The following is an 18,833-nucleotide window of genomic DNA, read 5'->3' on the forward strand; positions in this document are numbered from 1 at the left end:
TTTGCAATGGGTTTTGTGCGGGGCATTTCTGCCGGTCTGATAAGCGAAGCGCCACCAGGCAACCTGCGCCGGATGGCGGAGAAACGCCTTATCCGGCCTACGGCATATGCGAGCGTTTCAGATACTCCTCGCTCTGCATCTCCTGCAAACGCGATAAACAGCGCTGGAACTCAAACTTCAGGCGTTCGCCCTGATAGATCTCATATAAAGGCGCGTCGGCGCTCACCACCAGCTTCACATGGCGTTCGTAGAATTCATCCACCAGCGCGATAAAACGGCGCGCTTCGCTTTCCATCAACGGCGTCATGACCGGCACATCAAACAGCAGAACCGTGTGGAACAGGCGCGACAGCGCAATATAGTCATGCTGGCTGCGAGCGTCCACGCATAAGGTGATGAAGGAAACCGCCAGCGTCTGGTTTTCCACCCCCATCGTCGGTAACGGACGATGATTCACCTCCAGCGTTGGCGCATTCTCACGTTTCGCACCGGCCAGCGCCAGCCAGAGTTTATCCATCTGTTGCTGCGTTTCGTCATTACGCGGCGAGAGCCACAAATGCGCCTGCGTCAGTGTGCGCAGACGATAATCCACCCCGGCATCCACATTCATAATGTCGCAATGCGCTTTGATAGCGTCGATAGCCGGAAGGAAGCGGGTACGTTGCAGGCCATTGCGGTACAGCTCATCCGGCGGGATGTTCGAGGTCGCCACCAGGGTAATGCCGCGAGCAAACAGCGCTTTCATTAAGCCGCCAAGCAGCATCGCGTCGGTGATGTCGGAAACAAAAAACTCATCAAAGCAGAGCACATCCGTTTCGGCTTTGAAACGATCGGCAATAATCTCCAGCGGGTCGGTCTGCCCCTGTAGCGCCGTCAGTTCCTCATGCACGCGCAGCATAAAGCGGTGGAAATGCAGACGCTGTTTCCGCTCGCCCGGCAGACTATGATAGAAGAGATCCATCAGCCAGGTTTTCCCTCGCCCGACCCCGCCCCACATATACAGACCACGCACCGGCACATTCGCTGACGGTTCACGTTTGCCAAGCAGTTTACCGAAACGGGCCATCAGTCCGCCGATTTGCGGCGCCGGAGGCGTTTTGGCGATCAGCGCCTGGTAAATCGACTCCAGTCGGTTGACCGCATCTTTTTGCACGTCGTCGGGTTGATGGCTGCCATCATTGAGGGCCTGAAGGTAACGCGATGTGGGGGAAATGCTTTGCATGATGTTATTGTTATTCCTTGAAAATCGATGTGCCGACGTTCACGGCTGACGAAAAAAAGGCCGTTCTACATTACGTGATATAAACACGGGATTCCACTTCTACGGGATTAGCGGTTATAGTGGCATAATCAGGCGCAGGCATGGAGCCTAAAGCCAACACCCTACGGAAACAAAAGACAACGGGAGATGTTCATGACCTGGGAATATGCGCTAATTGGGTTAGTCGTCGGTATCATTATTGGTGCCGTAGCCATGCGTTTTGGTAATCGTAAATTACGCCAACAGCAGGCATTGCAGTACGAACTGGAAAAGAATAAAGCTGAGCTGGAAGAGTATCGTGAAGAGCTGGTCAGCCACTTTGCCCGCAGCGCCGAGCTGCTGGATACCATGGCGCATGATTATCGTCAGCTGTATCAGCACATGGCGAAAAGCTCCAGCAGCCTGCTGCCGGAACTGTCTGCGGAATCGAACCCGTTCCGTAACCGTCTGGCGGAGTCTGAAGCCAGTAACGATCAGGCGCCGGTCCAGATGCCGCGTGACTATTCCGAAGGCGCTTCCGGCCTGCTGCGTAGTGGCGCAAAACGCGACTAATCGCACATCGTTAAGAAATTTTTCGGGCGCAGCGATTGCGCCCGTCTCTTCTCTCCTGTCCCAGCTATTATTTAGTCATTAACCTCATTGTTACCAGGCCGAAAATTCAATAACATCAAACTGTTTTGAATCGTCTTTCCGTTCACTCAAGGTACGAGAGCAGGCTCCATGAAAAAACAAACCCCGTTGTTAAGTGCATTAGCGTTAAGTGTCGGGTTAACGCTCTCGGCACCGTTTCAGGCCGTCGCATCGATACCCGCGCAGATTCCCGGCCAGGCGGCGCTCCCCAGTCTCGCGCCAATGCTGGAAAAAGTGCTGCCGGCCGTGATTAGCGTGAAGGTTGAGGGAACCGCGACCCAAAGTCAGAAGGTTCCAGAAGAGTTTAAAAAGTTTTTTGGCGACGAGTTGCCTGATCAACCCTCTCAGCCGTTCGAAGGGCTGGGGTCGGGCGTCATCATTGACGCCGCCAAAGGCTACGTTCTGACCAATAACCATGTCATTAATCAGGCACAGAAGATCAGCGTTCAGTTAAATGACGGACGCGAGTTTGACGCTAAACTGATCGGCAGCGACGACCAGAGCGACATCGCGCTGCTGCAAATCCAGAACGCCAGCAACCTGACGCAAATCGCCATCGCCGACTCCGACAAACTGCGTGTCGGCGACTTTGCCGTCGCGGTAGGCAACCCGTTTGGTCTGGGGCAAACCGCCACCTCCGGCATTGTCTCCGCGCTTGGCCGGAGCGGGCTGAATCTGGAAGGGCTGGAAAACTTTATTCAGACCGACGCCTCGATTAACCGCGGCAACTCCGGCGGCGCGCTGCTGAATCTCAACGGCGAGCTGATCGGCATCAACACCGCTATTCTGGCACCTGGCGGCGGTAGCATCGGCATTGGGTTTGCGATTCCGAGTAATATGGCGCGCACGCTGGCGCAACAGCTGATTCAGTTTGGTGAAATTAAACGCGGCCTGCTGGGAATTAAAGGCATGGAATTGACCGCCGATATCGCCAAAGCCTTCAAGCTGGATGTACAGCGCGGGGCGTTCATCAGCGAAGTGCTCCCGGGTTCAGGTTCCGCGAAAGCGGGTGTGAAATCCGGCGACGTGATCACCAGTCTCAACGGCAAGCCGCTGAGCAGCTTTGCCGAACTGCGCTCACGCATCGCAACGACGGAACCCGGCACGAAAGTGAAGCTCGGTCTGTTACGCGACGGCAAACCGCTAGAAGTCGAAGTCACCCTCGACACCAGCACGTCATCCTCCGCCAGCGCGGAGATGATCGCCCCGGCATTGCAGGGCGCAACGCTGAGCGATGGTCAGTTAAAAGACGGCAATAAAGGCATCAAAATTGATAACGTTGAAAAAAGCAGTCCCGCCGCCCAGGCCGGTTTGCACAAAGATGACGTGATCATTAGCGTTAACCGCGATCGCGTGCACTCGATTGCGGAAATGCGCAAAGTGCTGGAAGCGAAACCGTCGATTATTGCGCTACAGGTCGTACGCGGTAACGAGAACATTTACCTGCTCCTGCGTTAAGTCATCGTTAACCGGACATCAGCCCCACGTGCGATGTCCGGTTAACTCGTGGTATGCTGCTGCCGTTCCCTTTTTTAATGACGCCTCCATCATGTTTGTGAAGATCTTACGTTCGGTCGCAATTGGTCTTATTGTGGGTGCCATTCTGTTGGCGGCCATGCCCTCGCTGCGCAAAATAAATACCCTGACCACACCGCAATTCGACAGCGCGGATGAGACGCCAGCCAGCTATAATTCGGCGGTTCGCCGCGCCGCGCCTGCCGTCGTCAACGTTTATAACCGCAGTATGAACAGCACCACGCATAATCAGCTTGAGATCCGTACGCTGGGATCGGGCGTGATCATGGATCAGCGCGGTTACATCATCACCAATAAGCATGTGATCAACGATGCGGATCAGATCATCGTCGCCCTACAGGATGGACGCGTGTTTGAAGCGCTGCTGGTTGGTTCGGATACGCTGACGGATCTGGCGGTGTTAAAGATTAATGCCACGGGCGGTCTGCCGACGATCCCGATCAACACGAAACGCTCACCGCATATTGGTGATGTGGTTCTGGCCATTGGCAACCCGTATAACCTGGGGCAGACCATTACTCAGGGGATCATCAGCGCCACCGGGCGTATCGGTCTGAACCCGACCGGACGACAAAACTTCCTGCAAACGGACGCCTCCATCAACCACGGTAACTCCGGCGGAGCGCTGGTTAACTCGCTGGGCGAACTGATGGGTATTAACACCCTGTCATTTGATAAGAGTAACGACGGCGAGACGCCGGAAGGGATCGGTTTTGCAATCCCGTTCCAGTTAGCGACCAAGATAATGGATAAGCTGATCCGCGACGGTCGCGTGATTCGCGGTTATATCGGCATCGGTGGGCGAGAAATCGCGCCGCTGCATGCGCAAGGCGCCGGAATGGATCAAATCCAGGGGATTGTGGTCAATGAAGTGTCGCCGGATGGCCCGGCTGCGCAGGCGGGTATTCAGGTCAATGATGTGATCATTTCAGTCAACAACAAACCTGCCGTTTCCGCTCTGGAGACTATGGATCAGGTTGCTGAAATACGCCCAGGTTCGGTGATCCCGGTGATTGTGATGCGTGACGATAAAAAGCTGACGCTCCAGGTCACCATTCAGGAATACCCGGCGACAAATTAACGTAATAAAAAAACCGGAGTCATCTCCGGTTTTTTACTGTGTCTCGGTTAACTTGTAGGCCGGATAAGGTGTTTACACCGCCATCCGGCATTATCGCCAGGCCTAGGCCTGACGGCGACGCAAACGCGTCTTATCTGGCCTGCACAAAAGCGCTTACTTGTTAACGAACTCTTCGCCCAGGGCGATATCTTTTTTCAGCGTATCCAGCATACCTTCCAGCGCATTCTGTTCAAACGCGCTCAGTTTGCCGATAGACTTGCGCTCTTCCACGCCGTTTTTACCCAGCAGCAGCGGCTGAGAGAAGAAGCGCGCATACTGGCCGTCACCTTCAACGTAGGCACATTCCACCACGTCCTTCTCGCCTTGCAGCGCACGCACCAGAGAAAGACCAAAGCGCGCAGCAGCCTGACCCATAGACAGGGTTGCCGATCCGCCGCCAGCCTTCGCTTCAACCACTTCCGTACCCGCATTCTGGATACGTTTGGTCAGGTCAGCCACTTCCTGCTCGGTGAAGCTGACGCCCGGGATCTGCGACAGCAGCGGCAGAATGGTCACGCCAGAGTGACCGCCGATAACCGGAACTTCAACGTCGGTCGGCAGTTTGCCTTTCAGTTCCGCAACAAAGGTGTTGGAGCGGATGATGTCCAGCGTGGTCACGCCAAACAGTTTGTTCTTGTCGTAAACGCCGGCTTTTTTCAGTACTTCAGCAGCGATAGCGACGGTAGTGTTCACCGGGTTGGTGATAATGCCCACACAGGCTTTCGGACAGGTCGTTGCGATCTGTTGTACCAGGTTCTTCACGATACCTGCGTTGACGTTAAACAGGTCGGAACGATCCATACCCGGTTTACGCGCCACGCCAGCCGAGATCAGTACGACATCTGCGCCTTCAAGCGCCGGGGTCGCGTCTTCGCCGGAGAAACCTTTGATTTTTACTGCTGTAGGGATATGGCTCAAGTCAACGGCCACACCTGGGGTCACTGGAGCGATGTCGTACAGGGAGAGTTCTGAACCTGAAGGCAGTTGGGTTTTTAACAGTAGTGCAAGCGCCTGGCCGATACCGCCGGCAGCGCCGAGGACTGCGACTTTCATCCTAAACTCCTTATTATATTGATAAGCTAAGTGTTTGTTGCTCCGCGGCGGCGACCATAATTCACAAATCCAATGAATACAACCACCACGCGTCAAGAATGCGTAGTCACGCAAATTTGGCTTTTATGCATTTAACTTACGTAATAGAAAAGCTAATTTACGTAATTCAAAAGCGCCTGAACCACAGAACAACTTTCCAACAGGTGCTGACAATATACTCTACTGCCCCTCCAAAACAACATCAATTTGATAACATTTAATTTACTTTTAAGCTTATTTGCGCGCCGTGACGCAGGCATGTTTCTTGATAACGGAATTTGATAGAATTCCGCTCTTTCATAACATTATTTCAGCCTCCGGTGAGGCAGACTGTTTGCATAAAAATTCATCTGTATGCATAATAATGTTGTTTCCATCCTCATATTACGGGTGACTTATGCGAAGCTCGGCTAAACAAGAAGAATTAGTCAAGGCGTTCAAAGCGCTACTCAAAGAAGAAAAATTCAGTTCACAGGGCGAAATCGTCCTCGCGTTACAGGATCAGGGCTTTGATAACATCAACCAGTCCAAGGTCTCGCGCATGCTGACCAAGTTCGGCGCGGTGCGTACCCGCAACGCAAAAATGGAGATGGTCTACTGTCTCCCGGCTGAGCTAGGCGTGCCAACCACCTCCAGCCCTTTAAAGAATCTGGTGTTAGATATCGACTACAACGATGCTGTAGTGGTGATCCATACCAGTCCTGGCGCCGCACAGCTGATCGCGCGTCTGCTGGACTCGCTGGGGAAAGCGGAAGGCATCCTCGGGACCATTGCCGGTGACGACACCATTTTCACCACCCCCGCGAATGGCTTTACGGTGAAAGATCTGTACGAAGCCATTCTGGAACTGTTCGAACAAGAGCTGTAATCCCTTCTCCCCGTCGTTAAGCGCGACGGGGAAAAAACCTGCCGCCACCTCTTCCGCCGTCATTTTTCACTGCCTGTCACTTAACAAATAGTGCGTTTAACCGTCAAAAATCATTTACATGGTGAATGTGCAATGGAAAAAACGCACAAATTGCAAAATTTCATATCATTATGATTTTATTGAATTTAATCTTAACAACACGCTTTTTAACACGTTTTTAATTCCATACGGTTATAAAAAAACAAATCGTTAACACACAATAACCCATGAAACCATTAGCGTGGTATTAATTAATCGCGTGATTAGTGTATACTTGATTTTGTGATGAGGGTCACGAAACACAGACCCTAATAAAAGAATTCGACGAGGTAAAAATCATGAAAATCAAAACTACTGTTGCAGCATTAAGCGTTCTGTCCGTTCTCTCTTTTGGCGCATTCGCAGCCGAATCCATCAACGCAGAACAAGCGCAAGGCCGTCAGGCTATCGGCTCTGTTTCCGTAAGCGCTATCGGTTCTTCCCCGATGGATATGCATGAAATGCTGAACAAAAAAGCAGAAGCAAACGGCGCATCCGCCTATCAGATTACTGAAGCACGTAGCGGTGACAACTGGCACGCTACGGCAGAACTTTACAAATAAACCCTCGTCGTCTAGTCCGACGACTTGCCCCCGACTGCCGGGGGCTTTTTTATGTTTGTCATCACGAATGGCGAACATTAAACCGCAACTGCCCTTCCAGTTCCTCTTCTGCTTCATCAAACAGCAAAATCAGCGCGCCGTAACGCCTGCGCAGTTTTTCCGGCAGATGAACAAACTCAATCTCCAGCGGCAATGGCAGCACCTCGCTCATGAGAGTATCCCATAGAGAATCAAGATCGCCGACTTTCTCTCTGGCAAGGCCAAACATCCGTGTAAACTCGCGGTAAAAATCGTTCTGGTCTTCTATTTCATCAAAATCAAAGGTATAGATGTTCATAGCCAGCCACCATCCCCGACGCAGTCACATTACAGGCCGCCGATGTGCAGGGTCTTCACTTCCAGAAACTCTTCAAGCCCCAGCACCGATCCTTCACGCCCCAGACCCGACTCTTTCACCCCGCCAAATGGCCCCAGCTCGGTTGATACGGCGCATTCATTAATCCCAATCATGCCGCTTTCAATCGCCTGGGAAACACGGAATACGCGTTGTAAATTTTGCGTGTAGAAGTAAGCCGCCAGGCCAAACGGCGTATTGTTGGCGCGCTGAATGACCTCGTCTTCACTGGTAAAACGAAAGCAGGCCGCGACCGGCCCGAAGGTCTCTTCACTGGCCAGTTTCATCCCATCGCTACAGTCGCCCAGTACGGTGGGCTGCCAGAAATTCCCGCCTAACGAATGCGCTTTAGCGCCTGCCAGCACCTTCGCCCCTTTTGCGATAGCGTCCTCAACGTGCTCACGCACTTTATCGACAGCCGCCGGTTCAATCAGCGGGCCGACGATCACGCCCTCCTCCAGACCATTTCCGACCTTCAGTTTTTGTACGGCATCCGCCAGCTTGCGGGTAAATTCGTCATAGACCGACTCATGGATATAGAAACGGTTAACGCTGACGCACACCTGCCCCGCGTTGCGGAATTTATTGGCGATCGCCCCCTGTACCGCAGCGTCAATATCCGCATCGTCAAACACGATATACGGCGCATTGCCCCCCAGTTCCATCGAGACTTTCTTCATCGTGTCAGCCGCGTTACGCACCAGCGTTTTCCCCACGGCGGTCGATCCGGTAAAGGAGATTTTGCGCACCTCGTGGCTGGCCATAATGGCGTCGCTGATCTCTGGGGTATTGCCCGCGACGGCGTTCAGCACACCGTCAGGTACGCCAGCTTTCTTCGCCAGCGTCAGCAAGGCGAATGCGCTAAGCGGCGTGTTATTCGCCGGTTTAATGACCCCCGTACAGCCTGCCGCCAGCGCGGGGCCTAATTTACGGGTCAACATTGCCATCGGGAAGTTCCACGGCGTAATCGCCGCCACGACGCCAATCGGTTCACGAGTGGCAAAGATCCGCGATCCGGGTTTGATCGGCGGGATTATTTCGCCATTTGCCCGCTTCGCCTGTTCAGCAAACCACTGGATGAAACTGGCGGCGTACTCCACTTCGCCTTCTGCCTCTTTCAACGGCTTCCCCTGCTCAGTGGTCATCAGACGGCCCAGCCAGGATTTATGCTCAATGATCAGTTCATACCAGCGATACAGAATGGCCGAGCGCTCTTTTGCCGTTTTGGCCCGCCAGGCAGGGAAGGCTTTTGCCGCCGCCGCAATCGCCTCTTCGGTCTCTTTTTTACCGGCTTTAGCAACGGCGGCTATCGTTTCACCGGTTGCCGGATTAAGAACATCAAAGGTGTTATCCAGCGTTTTCCAAAGTCCATCAACCAGATATCCCGTCTGAAAAAGTTCGTTGTCCTGGAGCGTTTGCATGGTTCTTTCTCCTCCTGATGTCATGTTTTCCGCACGTCAGATAAGTATAGCCACAAAAAAACCGACGCTTTTGGCGTCGGCTCCTGAGTGTTAGTTATCCGTCAAGGCGTGCTGATATTTGTGCAACATGCCGGATAGTCGTTTTACCGGCTCCGTAACCCGTGGCGGCGCTTCCCAGACTCGCAATTTTTCCTGATAGACATCAAGCTCATCCAGCAGTTGTCCAAAGTAGCGCCGACGCTTATCGTCATTTCCGGCTGAAATCACATGATCGGCCGTACGCCGGAGCTGGCGGTGAAAAGCAGATAAATCATGATTGACCGGGATGGGCGCATCACGCAGACGTTGGTGTGCAATGATCATCGTCAGCGCCAGACGAAACTTCGGCAGGTCGCCCGGGAATTTGTTCATTAACAAGAACAACTGCTGATACAGCGCCGGAAGGTGGTTCTCTTTACGGCGCACAACGTTGGTAGTCATTGCAGACACCGCTGCGGAAACGAACTGGTTAAGCAGCACACGTCCGGTTCTGTCGCGTGAATTATCACGAACTAACAGAATGACGATAAACGCCATCATGCACCCCACAATCTGCCCGAGCGCGCTGTCAAGAAACTGGCTGAAGTGGAAGGTCATTGGGTTGTCCAGCACGATGATGTTAATGGTACTGGCCAGCGCCCCCATCGAACCCAGCCGCCGTTTCTGGACTTCGATCCCGAGAAAGAATCCCAGCACCGCCAGGCTCAGACACAGCAGCAACATGCTTTGCTGCGTATTCGGGATGATCACTAAAAAATAGAGCAGGCCCAACGGCAGCGCCGCCAGCGTCCCGTAAATAAAGTCGATTGCGACCATGCGCGGATTGGGTAAGCGCATCGCCAGCGACGTGACGACCGCAATCATCACCATCGCGCCGCTTCCCGACGTCCAGCCCGTCCACAGCCAGAATAAGGTGCCCAGCACACAGGACAGCGTGGTGCGCCAGAAGTTAACCATCGCGTGATGGCGCTCAGCAGATTCCACCTTCACGACGGGCTCGCCCTGCAACACTTCCTCTTCCGTCACGCTGATTTTGGCGTTGCCAATCACGCCGCGCTTCAGCAGCAGATAGCGCGTCGCCGCACCGGCCCAGGTGTAAAGGGTTACGGGCGTTTCACGTTCGCCGGTCCAGGCAATGATGCGGCGCATCCGCTTAAGCTGTTTATGTACGTCCTGCGCGGTTTCGACGGGCGTTTCGAACAGCTCGCGGAAAGTGTCGGTGATCAACTCCGGGTGAGTGTTCTGAATCAGGTATGTTTCACAGGACTGGGTGATCAGCGTCAACGAGAGCGTATTCAGCGCTTTCAGGCGGCGGTTGGCGCGCCCCCAGCGCGATGACTCCATATTGAGATTGCTGCGCATGCCTTCCAGCGCCGCCGTCCGCCGCACCAGATCGCCCCAGGCTTTGTCCACTTCCTCACTGTCGCCGTGCTTAATACACAACTGCATCAGCTGGTATTGCGCCACCAGCAGGCCGTCGACTTCACGATCCACTTCCTGTTTCACTGAACGCGGCGAAAAGAGCAGATCCGCCATAATGGCGCAGACGATACCAATCACGATCTCGCTGCAACGTTCAACCGCGAACTGCGGCGTCAGTAGTGGCTCCGCCTGAATGGTAATGACGATGATCAGCGCCGTATACCCGGACAGCCCCCAGGCATAGGAGTTTTCAACCCGCACCAGCGAGGAGATCCAGGTACAAAATCCCGCCCAGATACAGCACACCAGAATCATTAATAACGGCGCGCGAATCATGGTGATGATAATGGTCAGCGCGGCGATACAGCCAATAAATGTCCCGATGATACGCAGCATCCCGCGATAGCGAATCGCGCCGGAATAGGGTTCCCCACCGGCGGCGAATGCCGGGCCTGCGGCGACAATCGCGGCGGTCAGCACCGCCCAGCGCGGCGTCTCAAGCTGAAAGTGAAAGCCAACGAACAGCGCCAGGACGATGGCGCATGCCAGTTTTACCGCAAAGCGGATATGCTGGTTGGCAATGGAGAAAATACCCATGGTGATTAACCAAACTCGCGCAGACGGTGCGCCATTTTACGGAAGAAGGAGTCCTGCGTTTCATCACGATCCTGCTTGCCGGTAATCACAACGGTTGCGGTTGTCCCGGCAGGCCACAGGTTGTCCTGCTGATCGTCCAGACGGATACGTACCGGAACACGCTGCGCCAGACGTACCCACTCCAGATTGGAGTCGATGGTCGCCATCCCTTTGGCGTCACGCGTGCTGCTGGCGTTAGTGACCCCAGCCGCCACGCTGTCAACGGTGCCTTTCAACACTTTGTTACTGCCAAGCGGCGTTATCTCTGCGCGATAGCCCGGCCGGACGCCTTCCAGTTTGGTCTCTTCCATATAGGCCAGCACGTAGAAAGAGTGCTGTTTCACCAACGCAACCGCCGTTGAGCCACGGGTAATAAACTCGCCGGTGTAGACGTTCAGGTTGGTGACCCAACCGTCAGCAGGGGCGCGAATCACGGTACGTTCGAGGTCTAATTTTGCCAGATCGCGCGTCGCCTGCGCTTTGGCAAGCTGATGTAATACGGTTTGCAGAACGTTATTGGCCTGATCGATCTCTTCACGCGACATCGCCTGGACGCCAAGGCGGTTACGGCGGCCAGCCTCCTGGCGTTTTTCCTGTGCCAGCACCTGGTAGTAGGCAACATCAGCTTCCGCTTCTTCGAGGGCTTTTTTATAGCGCGGCTGATCGATGGTGAACAGTATCTGGTCTTTCTTCACCAGCTGGTTATCATGCACACTCACGTTGGTGATAAGACCCGCGACGTCTGGCGCAATGGCAACCACGTCGGCGCTGAAGCGCGCGTCACGCGTCCACGGCGACTCGGTGTAATAGACCCAGGCACGGAAAATTGCGATGAAGGCCAGAATGACCAGTACGAGCGTGATGGCCGTACGAGAGAGTTTTCTTGTTAGTGTTTTCACTTCTACCTCAAACGAACAAGCGCGATATTAAATAGAACAGGCAGCAATACAGCGCGGTATTAAACAGAGCCGGATGCCAGACGAAGTCATAAATGCCGGTTGGAACCAGCATCCGGCGCACCAGCCAGAAAATCGCCAGTGACAAAAGCAATTCGAAAAATATCGGTGGGAAGGAGAGACCAAACACCACGATAACGGGAAACAGACTCATGTTGACCTTGATTTATAAAGAGAGTGCAGGCGATACAGTTTTCAGCCAATGCCACCGCAGGGAAGGGCGTGGAAAGCCAGGCGAGAGCGGCATAGCGGTTATTTGAATAATAATATATTAACGTAACTGTTATGCTGTTATCTATAATATGTGATCTAAATCACTTTTAAGCCAGAGTGAATAATGGAAAGATTAAAACGCATGTCGGTGTTCGCCAAAGTCGTTGAATTTGGCTCCTTTACCGCCGCTGCCAGACAGCTACAAATGAGCGTTTCCTCTATCAGCCAGACCGTGGCAAAACTGGAAGATGAGCTACAGGTTAAGCTGCTAAACCGCAGTACGCGCAGCATTGGGCTGACCGAGGCCGGTAAAATTTATTATCAGGGTTGCCGTCGGATGCTGCACGAAGTGCAGGATGTCCATGAGCAGCTTTATGCCTTCAACAACACGCCTATCGGCACCTTGCGAATTGGTTGTTCTTCAACCATGGCACAAAATGTCCTCGCCGGGTTAACGGCCAAAATGCTGAAAGAGTACCCTGGCCTGACGGTTAACCTGGTGACCGGCATCCCGGCGCCGGACCTGATCGCTGATGGTCTGGACGTGGTGATCCGCGTCGGTGCGTTGCAGGACTCCAGCCTGTTTTCACGCCGTCTGGGGGCAATGCCGATGGTGGTGTGCGCCGCCAAAAGTTATCTCGCGCAATTTGGCGTGCCGGAAAAACCCGCCGACCTCAGCAATCACTCATGGCTGGAATACAGCGTGCGCCCGGATAACGAGTTTGAGTTGATTGCGCCGGAAGGGATCTCCACCCGGCTGATCCCACAAGGGCGCTTCGTCACCAACGATCCGATGACGCTCAGCCGCTGGCTGACCGCAGGCGCCGGGATCGCCTACGTTCCGTTGATGTGGGTGATCAATGAGATCAACAGTGGAGAGCTGGAGATCCTGCTGCCCCGCTACCAGTCCGATCCACGCCCGGTTTACGCGTTGTATACCGAAAAAGATAAGTTGCCGCTGAAGGTGCAGGTGGTGATTAACTATCTGACAGACTATTTTGTCGATGTCGCGCAGCTATTTCAGGGAATGTACGGTCGAGGGAAAGAGAAGTGATCAACGGCCCGCCTACAGAACAGGCAGGCCGGATAAGGCGTTCACGCCGCGCCCGGCAAAATGCCCGATAACGCAATGGCGTATCGGGCCTACAAAACGACTTTACGCGGTGCCGCCCACGGTCAGGTTATCCACCTTTAACGTCGGCTGACCCACGCCTACCGGCAGACTCTGCCCTTCTTTACCGCAGACGCCAACGCCGTTATCCAGTTTCAGATCGTTCCCGACCATAGAGATCTGCTGCATCGCTTCGATACCAGAACCAATCAGCGTCGCCCCTTTCACGGGTTTCGTCACCTTACCGTTTTCGATCAGGTACGCTTCTGAAGTCGAGAACACAAATTTCCCGGAAGTGATATCCACCTGCCCGCCGCCAAAGTTAGGCGCATAGATACCGTATTCCACAGACTCGATAATCTCCTGCGGCGTGGATTTCCCGGCCAGCATATAGGTGTTGGTCATACGCGGCATCGGCAGATGCGCATATGATTCACGACGTCCGTTACCGGTCGGCGCAACGCCCATCAGACGCGCGTTGAGTTTATCCTGCATGTACCCTTTCAGGATGCCGTTTTCAATCAACACGTTGTACTGGCCCGGCGTACCTTCATCATCAATGGCGACCGAACCACGGCGATCGGCGATCGTGCCGTCATCAACCACGGTACACAGTTCGGACGCGACCAGTTCACCGATATGGCCGCTGAACACTGACGTACCGCGACGGTTGAAATCCCCTTCCAGTCCGTGGCCTACCGCTTCGTGCAGCAGCACGCCAGGCCAGCCCGCGCCCAGCACAACGGGTAATGTTCCCGCCGGAGCGGCAACCGCCGACAGATTCACCAGCGCCATGCGCACTGCCTCTTTCGCCCAGGCATCGGCGCGTACTTCACCGTCCAAATCGCCTAAGAAAAAGTCATAGCCAAAACGACCGCCGCCGCCGCTGGAGCCGCGCTCGCGTTTACCGTCTTCCTCTACCTGTACGCTGACAGACAGACGCACCAGCGGGCGCACATCCGCCGCCAGCGTACCGTCGGTCGCTGCCACCAGAATCAGCTCATACACGCCGGTCAGGCTGGCCGTCACTTCCTGTACGCGCTTGTCGGCTTCACGCGCCGCCTTGTCCACGCGACGCAGAATGTCGAGTTTCTCTTCGCGGCTCATGCTCTGTAGCGGATCAATGGCGGTATAGAGCATCGGGTGCTCCACCGCGCCCAGTGTTTTTACTTTGCCGTCGCCGCTGTCGCGCACAATGGTACGCGCGGCCTGCGCGCTCTGCTCCAGCGCTTGCAGGCTGATCTGATCGGCATAGGCAAACCCTGTTTTTTCACCGTTGATAGCGCGCACGCCAACGCCCTGATCGATGTTGTAAGAACCATCTTTGATGATGCGATCTTCTAAAACCCAGGATTCGTGATAGCTCGACTGAAAATAGAGATCGCCGTAATCGAGACGGCGTTCGGCCAGTTGGCCCAGAATGGCAAACAAATCCTGATGGTTCAGGCCGTTCGCCGCTAGCAATTGTTCACTTACCAGGTTCAGACTCATCGTTTTGCTACTCGTTAGTTACTGTTGTAGGCCTGATAAGACGCGCCTGCGTCGCCATCAGGCGCTTCAATGCCGGACTGCGGTAGAAGTTATGTAGGCCGGATAAGCGCAGCGCCATCCGGCTTTTGCAGTTCGTCATTCATTTCTATTTACTGAGATTGGGGCAATTACTCGCCCCCGTCAAATCATTGCTGGCTTTCTTTACGCGGCTGGCGCAGGACTTCGTTAATCTGCGGTTTGTCTACCGGGCCCGTGATGCGATAGCGCAGAATGGAGACTTTGCTCCACAACGGCCCCAACACTTTACTCGCGGCAAATACCGCCGCCCCGACAATCGGGTTCACCGCAAACGCGGCGGCAACCCCTACCGTGGCGGAGATTTCCGGTGCGACGACGGCTTCAATATCGAGTTCCCGACGCACCAGATTGACAGAACCTTTCATGGCGATGTCGGCCTCCAGCCCATCCACCAGCGTATCGTCAGTGTGCATCACGCCGTCTTTGATCCACGCCGTACTGCGAATAGAGTCAAAGTAGAAACCGTCGCTGAACGTATCGCTAAAATCAAAACGCAGCTTACGCAGCAGTGCGTCAAAACTCAGCAGACGCAGAAGCTGCCCCGCATGACCGGTGCTCAGCTCGGTAATTTCACCTTTCCCCAGGCGGGTACGTAAAATGCCATTAAGGGAAGCCTCATCCGGCTGCCAGGGCTGGTTACGCCAGTGTAAGTCATAGTCCACGTTAAACGAGGCGTTGCGGATGGGGGTCGAAACGCCAAAGAATCCCGCTGCGGCATCAATTTTATGGCCGCGCAGTTTCCCCTTCAGCGACGTGCGCTCGCTACCCGGCGTGTTCACCCAGACACCCTCAGCCGTCAGCCGGGAGAAGCCCGTATCCAGCAGCCCGTTACTCAGGGTCAGCGTATTTCCCTGAATCGCGACGTCGCCGTCAATACGCCCATATTTTTGCCCCCACAGCCAGCATTCGACGCAGCGTAACTGCACATCAGGCCAGCCACGGAAACTGACTCGCTCAAGGGAGGAGAACGGCGAGGTCGCCTGCGCACCGTCTGTACGCTTCGCCGCGCTCGGGTTGTAATACAGGTATTTGATGTTCGCCTGCCACGGGGCATTATTGCGTATCGCCAGCGTGGCGTTAACCTCGCGCCCCTGCGCTTCGACCTTCTGACCATTCAGCGACGGCTCAGAGACAATGCTCAGGTTATTCCACTGTTGCCCGCCCAGCGACAGCGAAGGCGTTCGTAGCGTCACGCGCTGCGGCAAACTGGTCTTTGCGCCAACGTTATCCGCCGCGCCTTTCTGGAACAGCGCCAGCCACTCTGCGCCATCCATTGCCGGAAGATTAAGCTCAACGCCTTGTCGGTCAGGCAATGTCGGCGTGGTGCGGCTATCCGTTGTCCAGATCGCCCGATCCAGCGTCAGTTTCTGATTCAGCAGCCAGCGGCTGTTAAAGTGATTATTTTTCCCGGCGCTGCCGGTCAGCGCGAAGCTACGCAAGTTACCGTCAGCCTTAATGCTCACCGGCAAGGATTCCCCGGCCTGCTTGTCGAGCGGTGACGGTAAGTGACTGCTCACATTCTTCAGGTCGCCTTTCAGTTCTACGTTGTATGTCGCACCAGAGTGATAAGGAAGCGCAATGCCCACTTTACCGTTCCACGCCATACCGCCGCTTATAGCATCGTTCACCTGCGCAGGTAGCACGCCCATACGGCCCGGCTGCCAGTTGCCGTTAAGGTTGACGTTGACCTGATAGGCCTTTTCCCCTTCATTGGTGGAGAAATCCACGTTCAACGGCTGACTAAACCAGTTTGCCGTTAACGGTTCGCTCTTGAGATTGCCGTTGTTGAAGCTGAACTTACCGCTCAGGTTCTTCAGCGTGCTGTCGAGCGGCTTAATGAACAAACTATTATTACGCAGCGAGACGTCCCCTTTGGCGGTGACCAGCTCGCCATCCAGCGGAATATCAAGATGTAAGCGAGCATTCACATCGCCATCAATCTGGAGTTGCTCCAGCGTGGCGCCGAGAGAATCTTTCAGCGGCGTGTCGTCAAAATACGGGCCGACCGCTTTACCCGGCCCATTGATATCGGCATCAATCAGCAGCTTTTCTTTGGCATAGTCCGGGATTATTGCGGTCAGATTGCTGGCCTTAACACCACCCAGATTGACGCTATCCGCCTTCATCCACAGGCCGTCGTTCAGGAAGTCCAGCTCAATGTTGAGGTCGGACAGCGCGGGCCAGTCCGGCTGGAAAGCAAACTTCGCGTTACGCAGCGGCACCAGCACTTCAAACTGACCTTCATTATGTTTGTAGGGGAAAAGATGTGGATTGCCGCCATACACCAGCGTGGCGTTATCCGCTTCGCCGCCCTGAATCGCGCCGCTCAGGTAATCAACCAGCTCTTTGCCCATCAGGTTTTCCGGGAAATAACGCCAGGCCTGTGAACCGTCATCGGTGCTGATCCCCGCCAGAATCCCCAGCCAGGGCTCCTCTCCAGCGGGTTGCAGATAACGAAAACCGCCGCGCGCATGTACGGCTTTCGCTTTCACATCGATGTTGCGCCCGTCCAGCTGAAACCCTTTGTCATTCTTCAGCCAGGTGAGCGTCGCCACGCCGTTTTCAATTTCCAGCGGTGCGCGAAAGACGGTTTCATACGGCATTTCGGCCTGCTGCATCGAGGCAGTCAGCGCGCCGTTTTCCACGCTGCCGGACAAGGTGCCGGAGAAGTGTTCCGCGCCCGGTAAGAGCTTCCACTGCTTCCAGGCGAGGTTATCCCACGACGCCTGGAAACGCGTTTTCTCCGTCGCCTGTAGCGGGATATCCAGCGCGAGAGTGTCTATTTTTCCGCGTGGCTGTGTGGCCTGCCAGATGTCGCCCAGCGCAGGCGAGAGTTTCGCCGCCACCGGACGCAGCCCGTCCATATCAGCCAGTTCAAGGTTGCTGGCGCGAATACGCAATTCATCGCTGCGTATGTTGTTCTGACCGCCAACTTCTTGTTCCGGCACCCAGGCCAGCGTTAACGCGCCGCGCGGCCAGGGTTTGCTATCCAGCGTGATACGCGTGTCAGGAATATAAAACTGCCAGCCCGGCTGTTCACGCGTAATGTGCGCGGTCAGGTTATCAACGGAAAGCGTGTGCGAATGATTATCGCCCTGCCAGCTCGCGCCGCCCTGCTTAAGCCAGATATCGCCGCTGGAGACTTCGCCTTTCGTGAGCGTCATCCAGCCTTCCAGACTAAAGCGCGCGGTTTGCAGCGCCACGTTATCCTGCATCCATTTGCCCAGCCACGGCTTCACGTCAATATCGTCGGCCTGTAGCCAGACCCGACCGTTGTTCAGCAGCCCATCGTCGTCACGCAGATCCATACGAACCTGCATCACGCCATGCTGCCCGGTCAGGCTGGAGAGGCTGACCTGACCTTCCGCGCGGTGCCTGTCTTTGCCGTTCAACCAGGTAAGCTGCGGGATCGCCAGTTCAGCTCGCTGGCCTGATAAGGTCAGAAAGCTAATTTGGCTGTCCCGGAGATCGAAGTGATCAAACTGACGCAGGAAAAGATCGCTAATACGGTTGGTTTCAATGCCTTCGTCGCTGTCGCTGCGTTGGATCGGCGTATTGGTGCGGATGTGCAGTTGCCAGAAGGTGAGATCGCGAAACTGCCAGCGCATGTGCAACAGGCTTTGCCAGACATCCAGCGCCAGCGTGACGCGCTTTACTGAAAGCTCGCCGCCATCTTTCAAACTGGCATGGATGTCCCGGGCCTCAAGCGTGGGGCCAAAGGTTTGCCAGTTCGCATGCAACTGGCTGGCGGCAACAGGAATACCCGTGGCAGATTCAATTTTGCTGAGGATCGCCGGGCGCCAGCTATCCAGATGGGGGAGCGCAAGGCGCAATCCACTGATCAGCAGCGCAACGACGACGACGAGCGCGGCTCCAGTGAGCAGTAATATCCCCGGCAATCGCCTCACGCGTCTCTCCTTGTCT

Annotated in this window: 15 protein-coding genes; 6 read left to right on the forward strand and 9 right to left on the reverse strand. The window is 54.9% G+C overall.

Features of this window, described 5'->3' with window-relative positions; translation table 11 throughout:
• Positions 1-97: 97 nt before the first annotated feature.
• Positions 98-1,222 carry a cell division protein ZapE gene (zapE, locus tag OGW17_RS20170; protein WP_071257713.1) on the reverse strand — a complete coding sequence of 375 codons (1,125 nt, stop codon included), beginning with the start codon at positions 1,220-1,222 and terminating at the stop codon, positions 98-100.
• Positions 1,223-1,414: 192 nt separating this feature from the next.
• Here zapE and zapG point away from each other — a divergent pair, with 192 nt between their 5' ends.
• From zapG to degS, 3 genes are all read left to right on the forward strand, one after another.
• Positions 1,415-1,813 (forward strand): Z-ring associated protein ZapG, encoded by a 399-nt coding sequence (gene zapG, locus OGW17_RS20175; protein ID WP_042292056.1) that lies wholly within the window; start codon positions 1,415-1,417, stop codon positions 1,811-1,813.
• A gap of 168 nt (positions 1,814-1,981) precedes the next feature.
• Positions 1,982-3,349: a serine endoprotease DegQ gene (gene degQ, locus OGW17_RS20180; RefSeq protein ID WP_058668160.1), complete on the forward strand. Its 1,368-nt coding sequence runs from the start codon at positions 1,982-1,984 to the stop codon at positions 3,347-3,349.
• Positions 3,350-3,440: 91 nt separating this feature from the next.
• On the forward strand, positions 3,441-4,508 hold the full coding sequence (gene degS / locus OGW17_RS20185; RefSeq protein ID WP_012135367.1) for an outer membrane-stress sensor serine endopeptidase DegS: 1,068 nt from the start codon (positions 3,441-3,443) through the stop codon (positions 4,506-4,508).
• A 153-nt stretch (positions 4,509-4,661) separates the two neighbouring features.
• Here the strand turns inward: degS and mdh are convergent, their stop codons facing one another.
• A complete protein-coding gene (mdh, locus tag OGW17_RS20190; protein WP_012135368.1) occupies positions 4,662-5,600 on the reverse strand; it encodes a malate dehydrogenase in 939 nt (312 codons plus the stop codon).
• A 436-nt stretch (positions 5,601-6,036) separates the two neighbouring features.
• On the opposite strand from mdh, the gene argR reads away from it, so the two are divergent.
• Both argR and yhcN read left to right on the forward strand, forming a co-directional pair.
• On the forward strand, positions 6,037-6,507 hold the full coding sequence (gene argR, locus OGW17_RS20195) for a transcriptional regulator ArgR (protein WP_012135369.1): 471 nt from the start codon (positions 6,037-6,039) through the stop codon (positions 6,505-6,507).
• A gap of 377 nt (positions 6,508-6,884) precedes the next feature.
• Positions 6,885-7,148, forward strand: coding sequence for a peroxide/acid stress response protein YhcN (gene yhcN / locus OGW17_RS20200; RefSeq protein WP_012135371.1), 264 nt, complete (start codon positions 6,885-6,887; stop codon positions 7,146-7,148).
• 61 nt (positions 7,149-7,209) lie between these two features.
• On the opposite strand, the gene OGW17_RS20205 is transcribed toward yhcN, so the two are convergent.
• From OGW17_RS20205 to aaeX, 5 genes are all read right to left on the reverse strand, one after another.
• Positions 7,210-7,485 carry a barstar family protein gene (locus tag OGW17_RS20205; RefSeq protein ID WP_047460936.1) on the reverse strand — a complete coding sequence of 92 codons (276 nt, stop codon included), beginning with the start codon at positions 7,483-7,485 and terminating at the stop codon, positions 7,210-7,212.
• Between the two features lie 29 nt (positions 7,486-7,514).
• Positions 7,515-8,963 carry an NAD-dependent succinate-semialdehyde dehydrogenase gene (locus tag OGW17_RS20210; protein WP_110493746.1) on the reverse strand — a complete coding sequence of 483 codons (1,449 nt, stop codon included), beginning with the start codon at positions 8,961-8,963 and terminating at the stop codon, positions 7,515-7,517.
• Between the two features lie 90 nt (positions 8,964-9,053).
• Positions 9,054-11,021, reverse strand: a complete 1,968-nt coding sequence (gene aaeB / locus OGW17_RS20215; protein WP_012135374.1) for a p-hydroxybenzoic acid efflux pump subunit AaeB — start codon at positions 11,019-11,021, stop codon at positions 9,054-9,056.
• Positions 11,022-11,026: 5 nt separating this feature from the next.
• Positions 11,027-11,959, reverse strand: coding sequence for a p-hydroxybenzoic acid efflux pump subunit AaeA (aaeA, locus tag OGW17_RS20220; RefSeq protein ID WP_012135375.1), 933 nt, complete (start codon positions 11,957-11,959; stop codon positions 11,027-11,029).
• 7 nt (positions 11,960-11,966) lie between these two features.
• On the reverse strand, positions 11,967-12,170 hold the full coding sequence (gene aaeX / locus OGW17_RS20225; RefSeq protein ID WP_000051840.1) for a p-hydroxybenzoic acid efflux pump operon protein AaeX: 204 nt from the start codon (positions 12,168-12,170) through the stop codon (positions 11,967-11,969).
• A gap of 183 nt (positions 12,171-12,353) precedes the next feature.
• On the opposite strand from aaeX, the gene aaeR reads away from it, so the two are divergent.
• Positions 12,354-13,283 (forward strand): HTH-type transcriptional activator AaeR, encoded by a 930-nt coding sequence (gene aaeR / locus OGW17_RS20230; protein WP_049010571.1) that lies wholly within the window; start codon positions 12,354-12,356, stop codon positions 13,281-13,283.
• Positions 13,284-13,385: 102 nt separating this feature from the next.
• Here the strand turns inward: aaeR and tldD are convergent, their stop codons facing one another.
• Both tldD and yhdP read right to left on the reverse strand, forming a co-directional pair.
• Positions 13,386-14,831, reverse strand: coding sequence for a metalloprotease TldD (gene tldD / locus OGW17_RS20235; protein WP_047460926.1), 1,446 nt, complete (start codon positions 14,829-14,831; stop codon positions 13,386-13,388).
• Between the two features lie 185 nt (positions 14,832-15,016).
• A complete protein-coding gene (gene yhdP, locus OGW17_RS20240; protein ID WP_071257708.1) occupies positions 15,017-18,817 on the reverse strand; it encodes an AsmA2 domain-containing protein YhdP in 3,801 nt (1,266 codons plus the stop codon).
• Positions 18,818-18,833: the final 16 nt, after the last annotated feature.

This window comes from Citrobacter sp. CK181, assembly GCF_030333595.1.
Lineage (GTDB): Bacteria > Pseudomonadota > Gammaproteobacteria > Enterobacterales > Enterobacteriaceae > Citrobacter_B > Citrobacter_B koseri.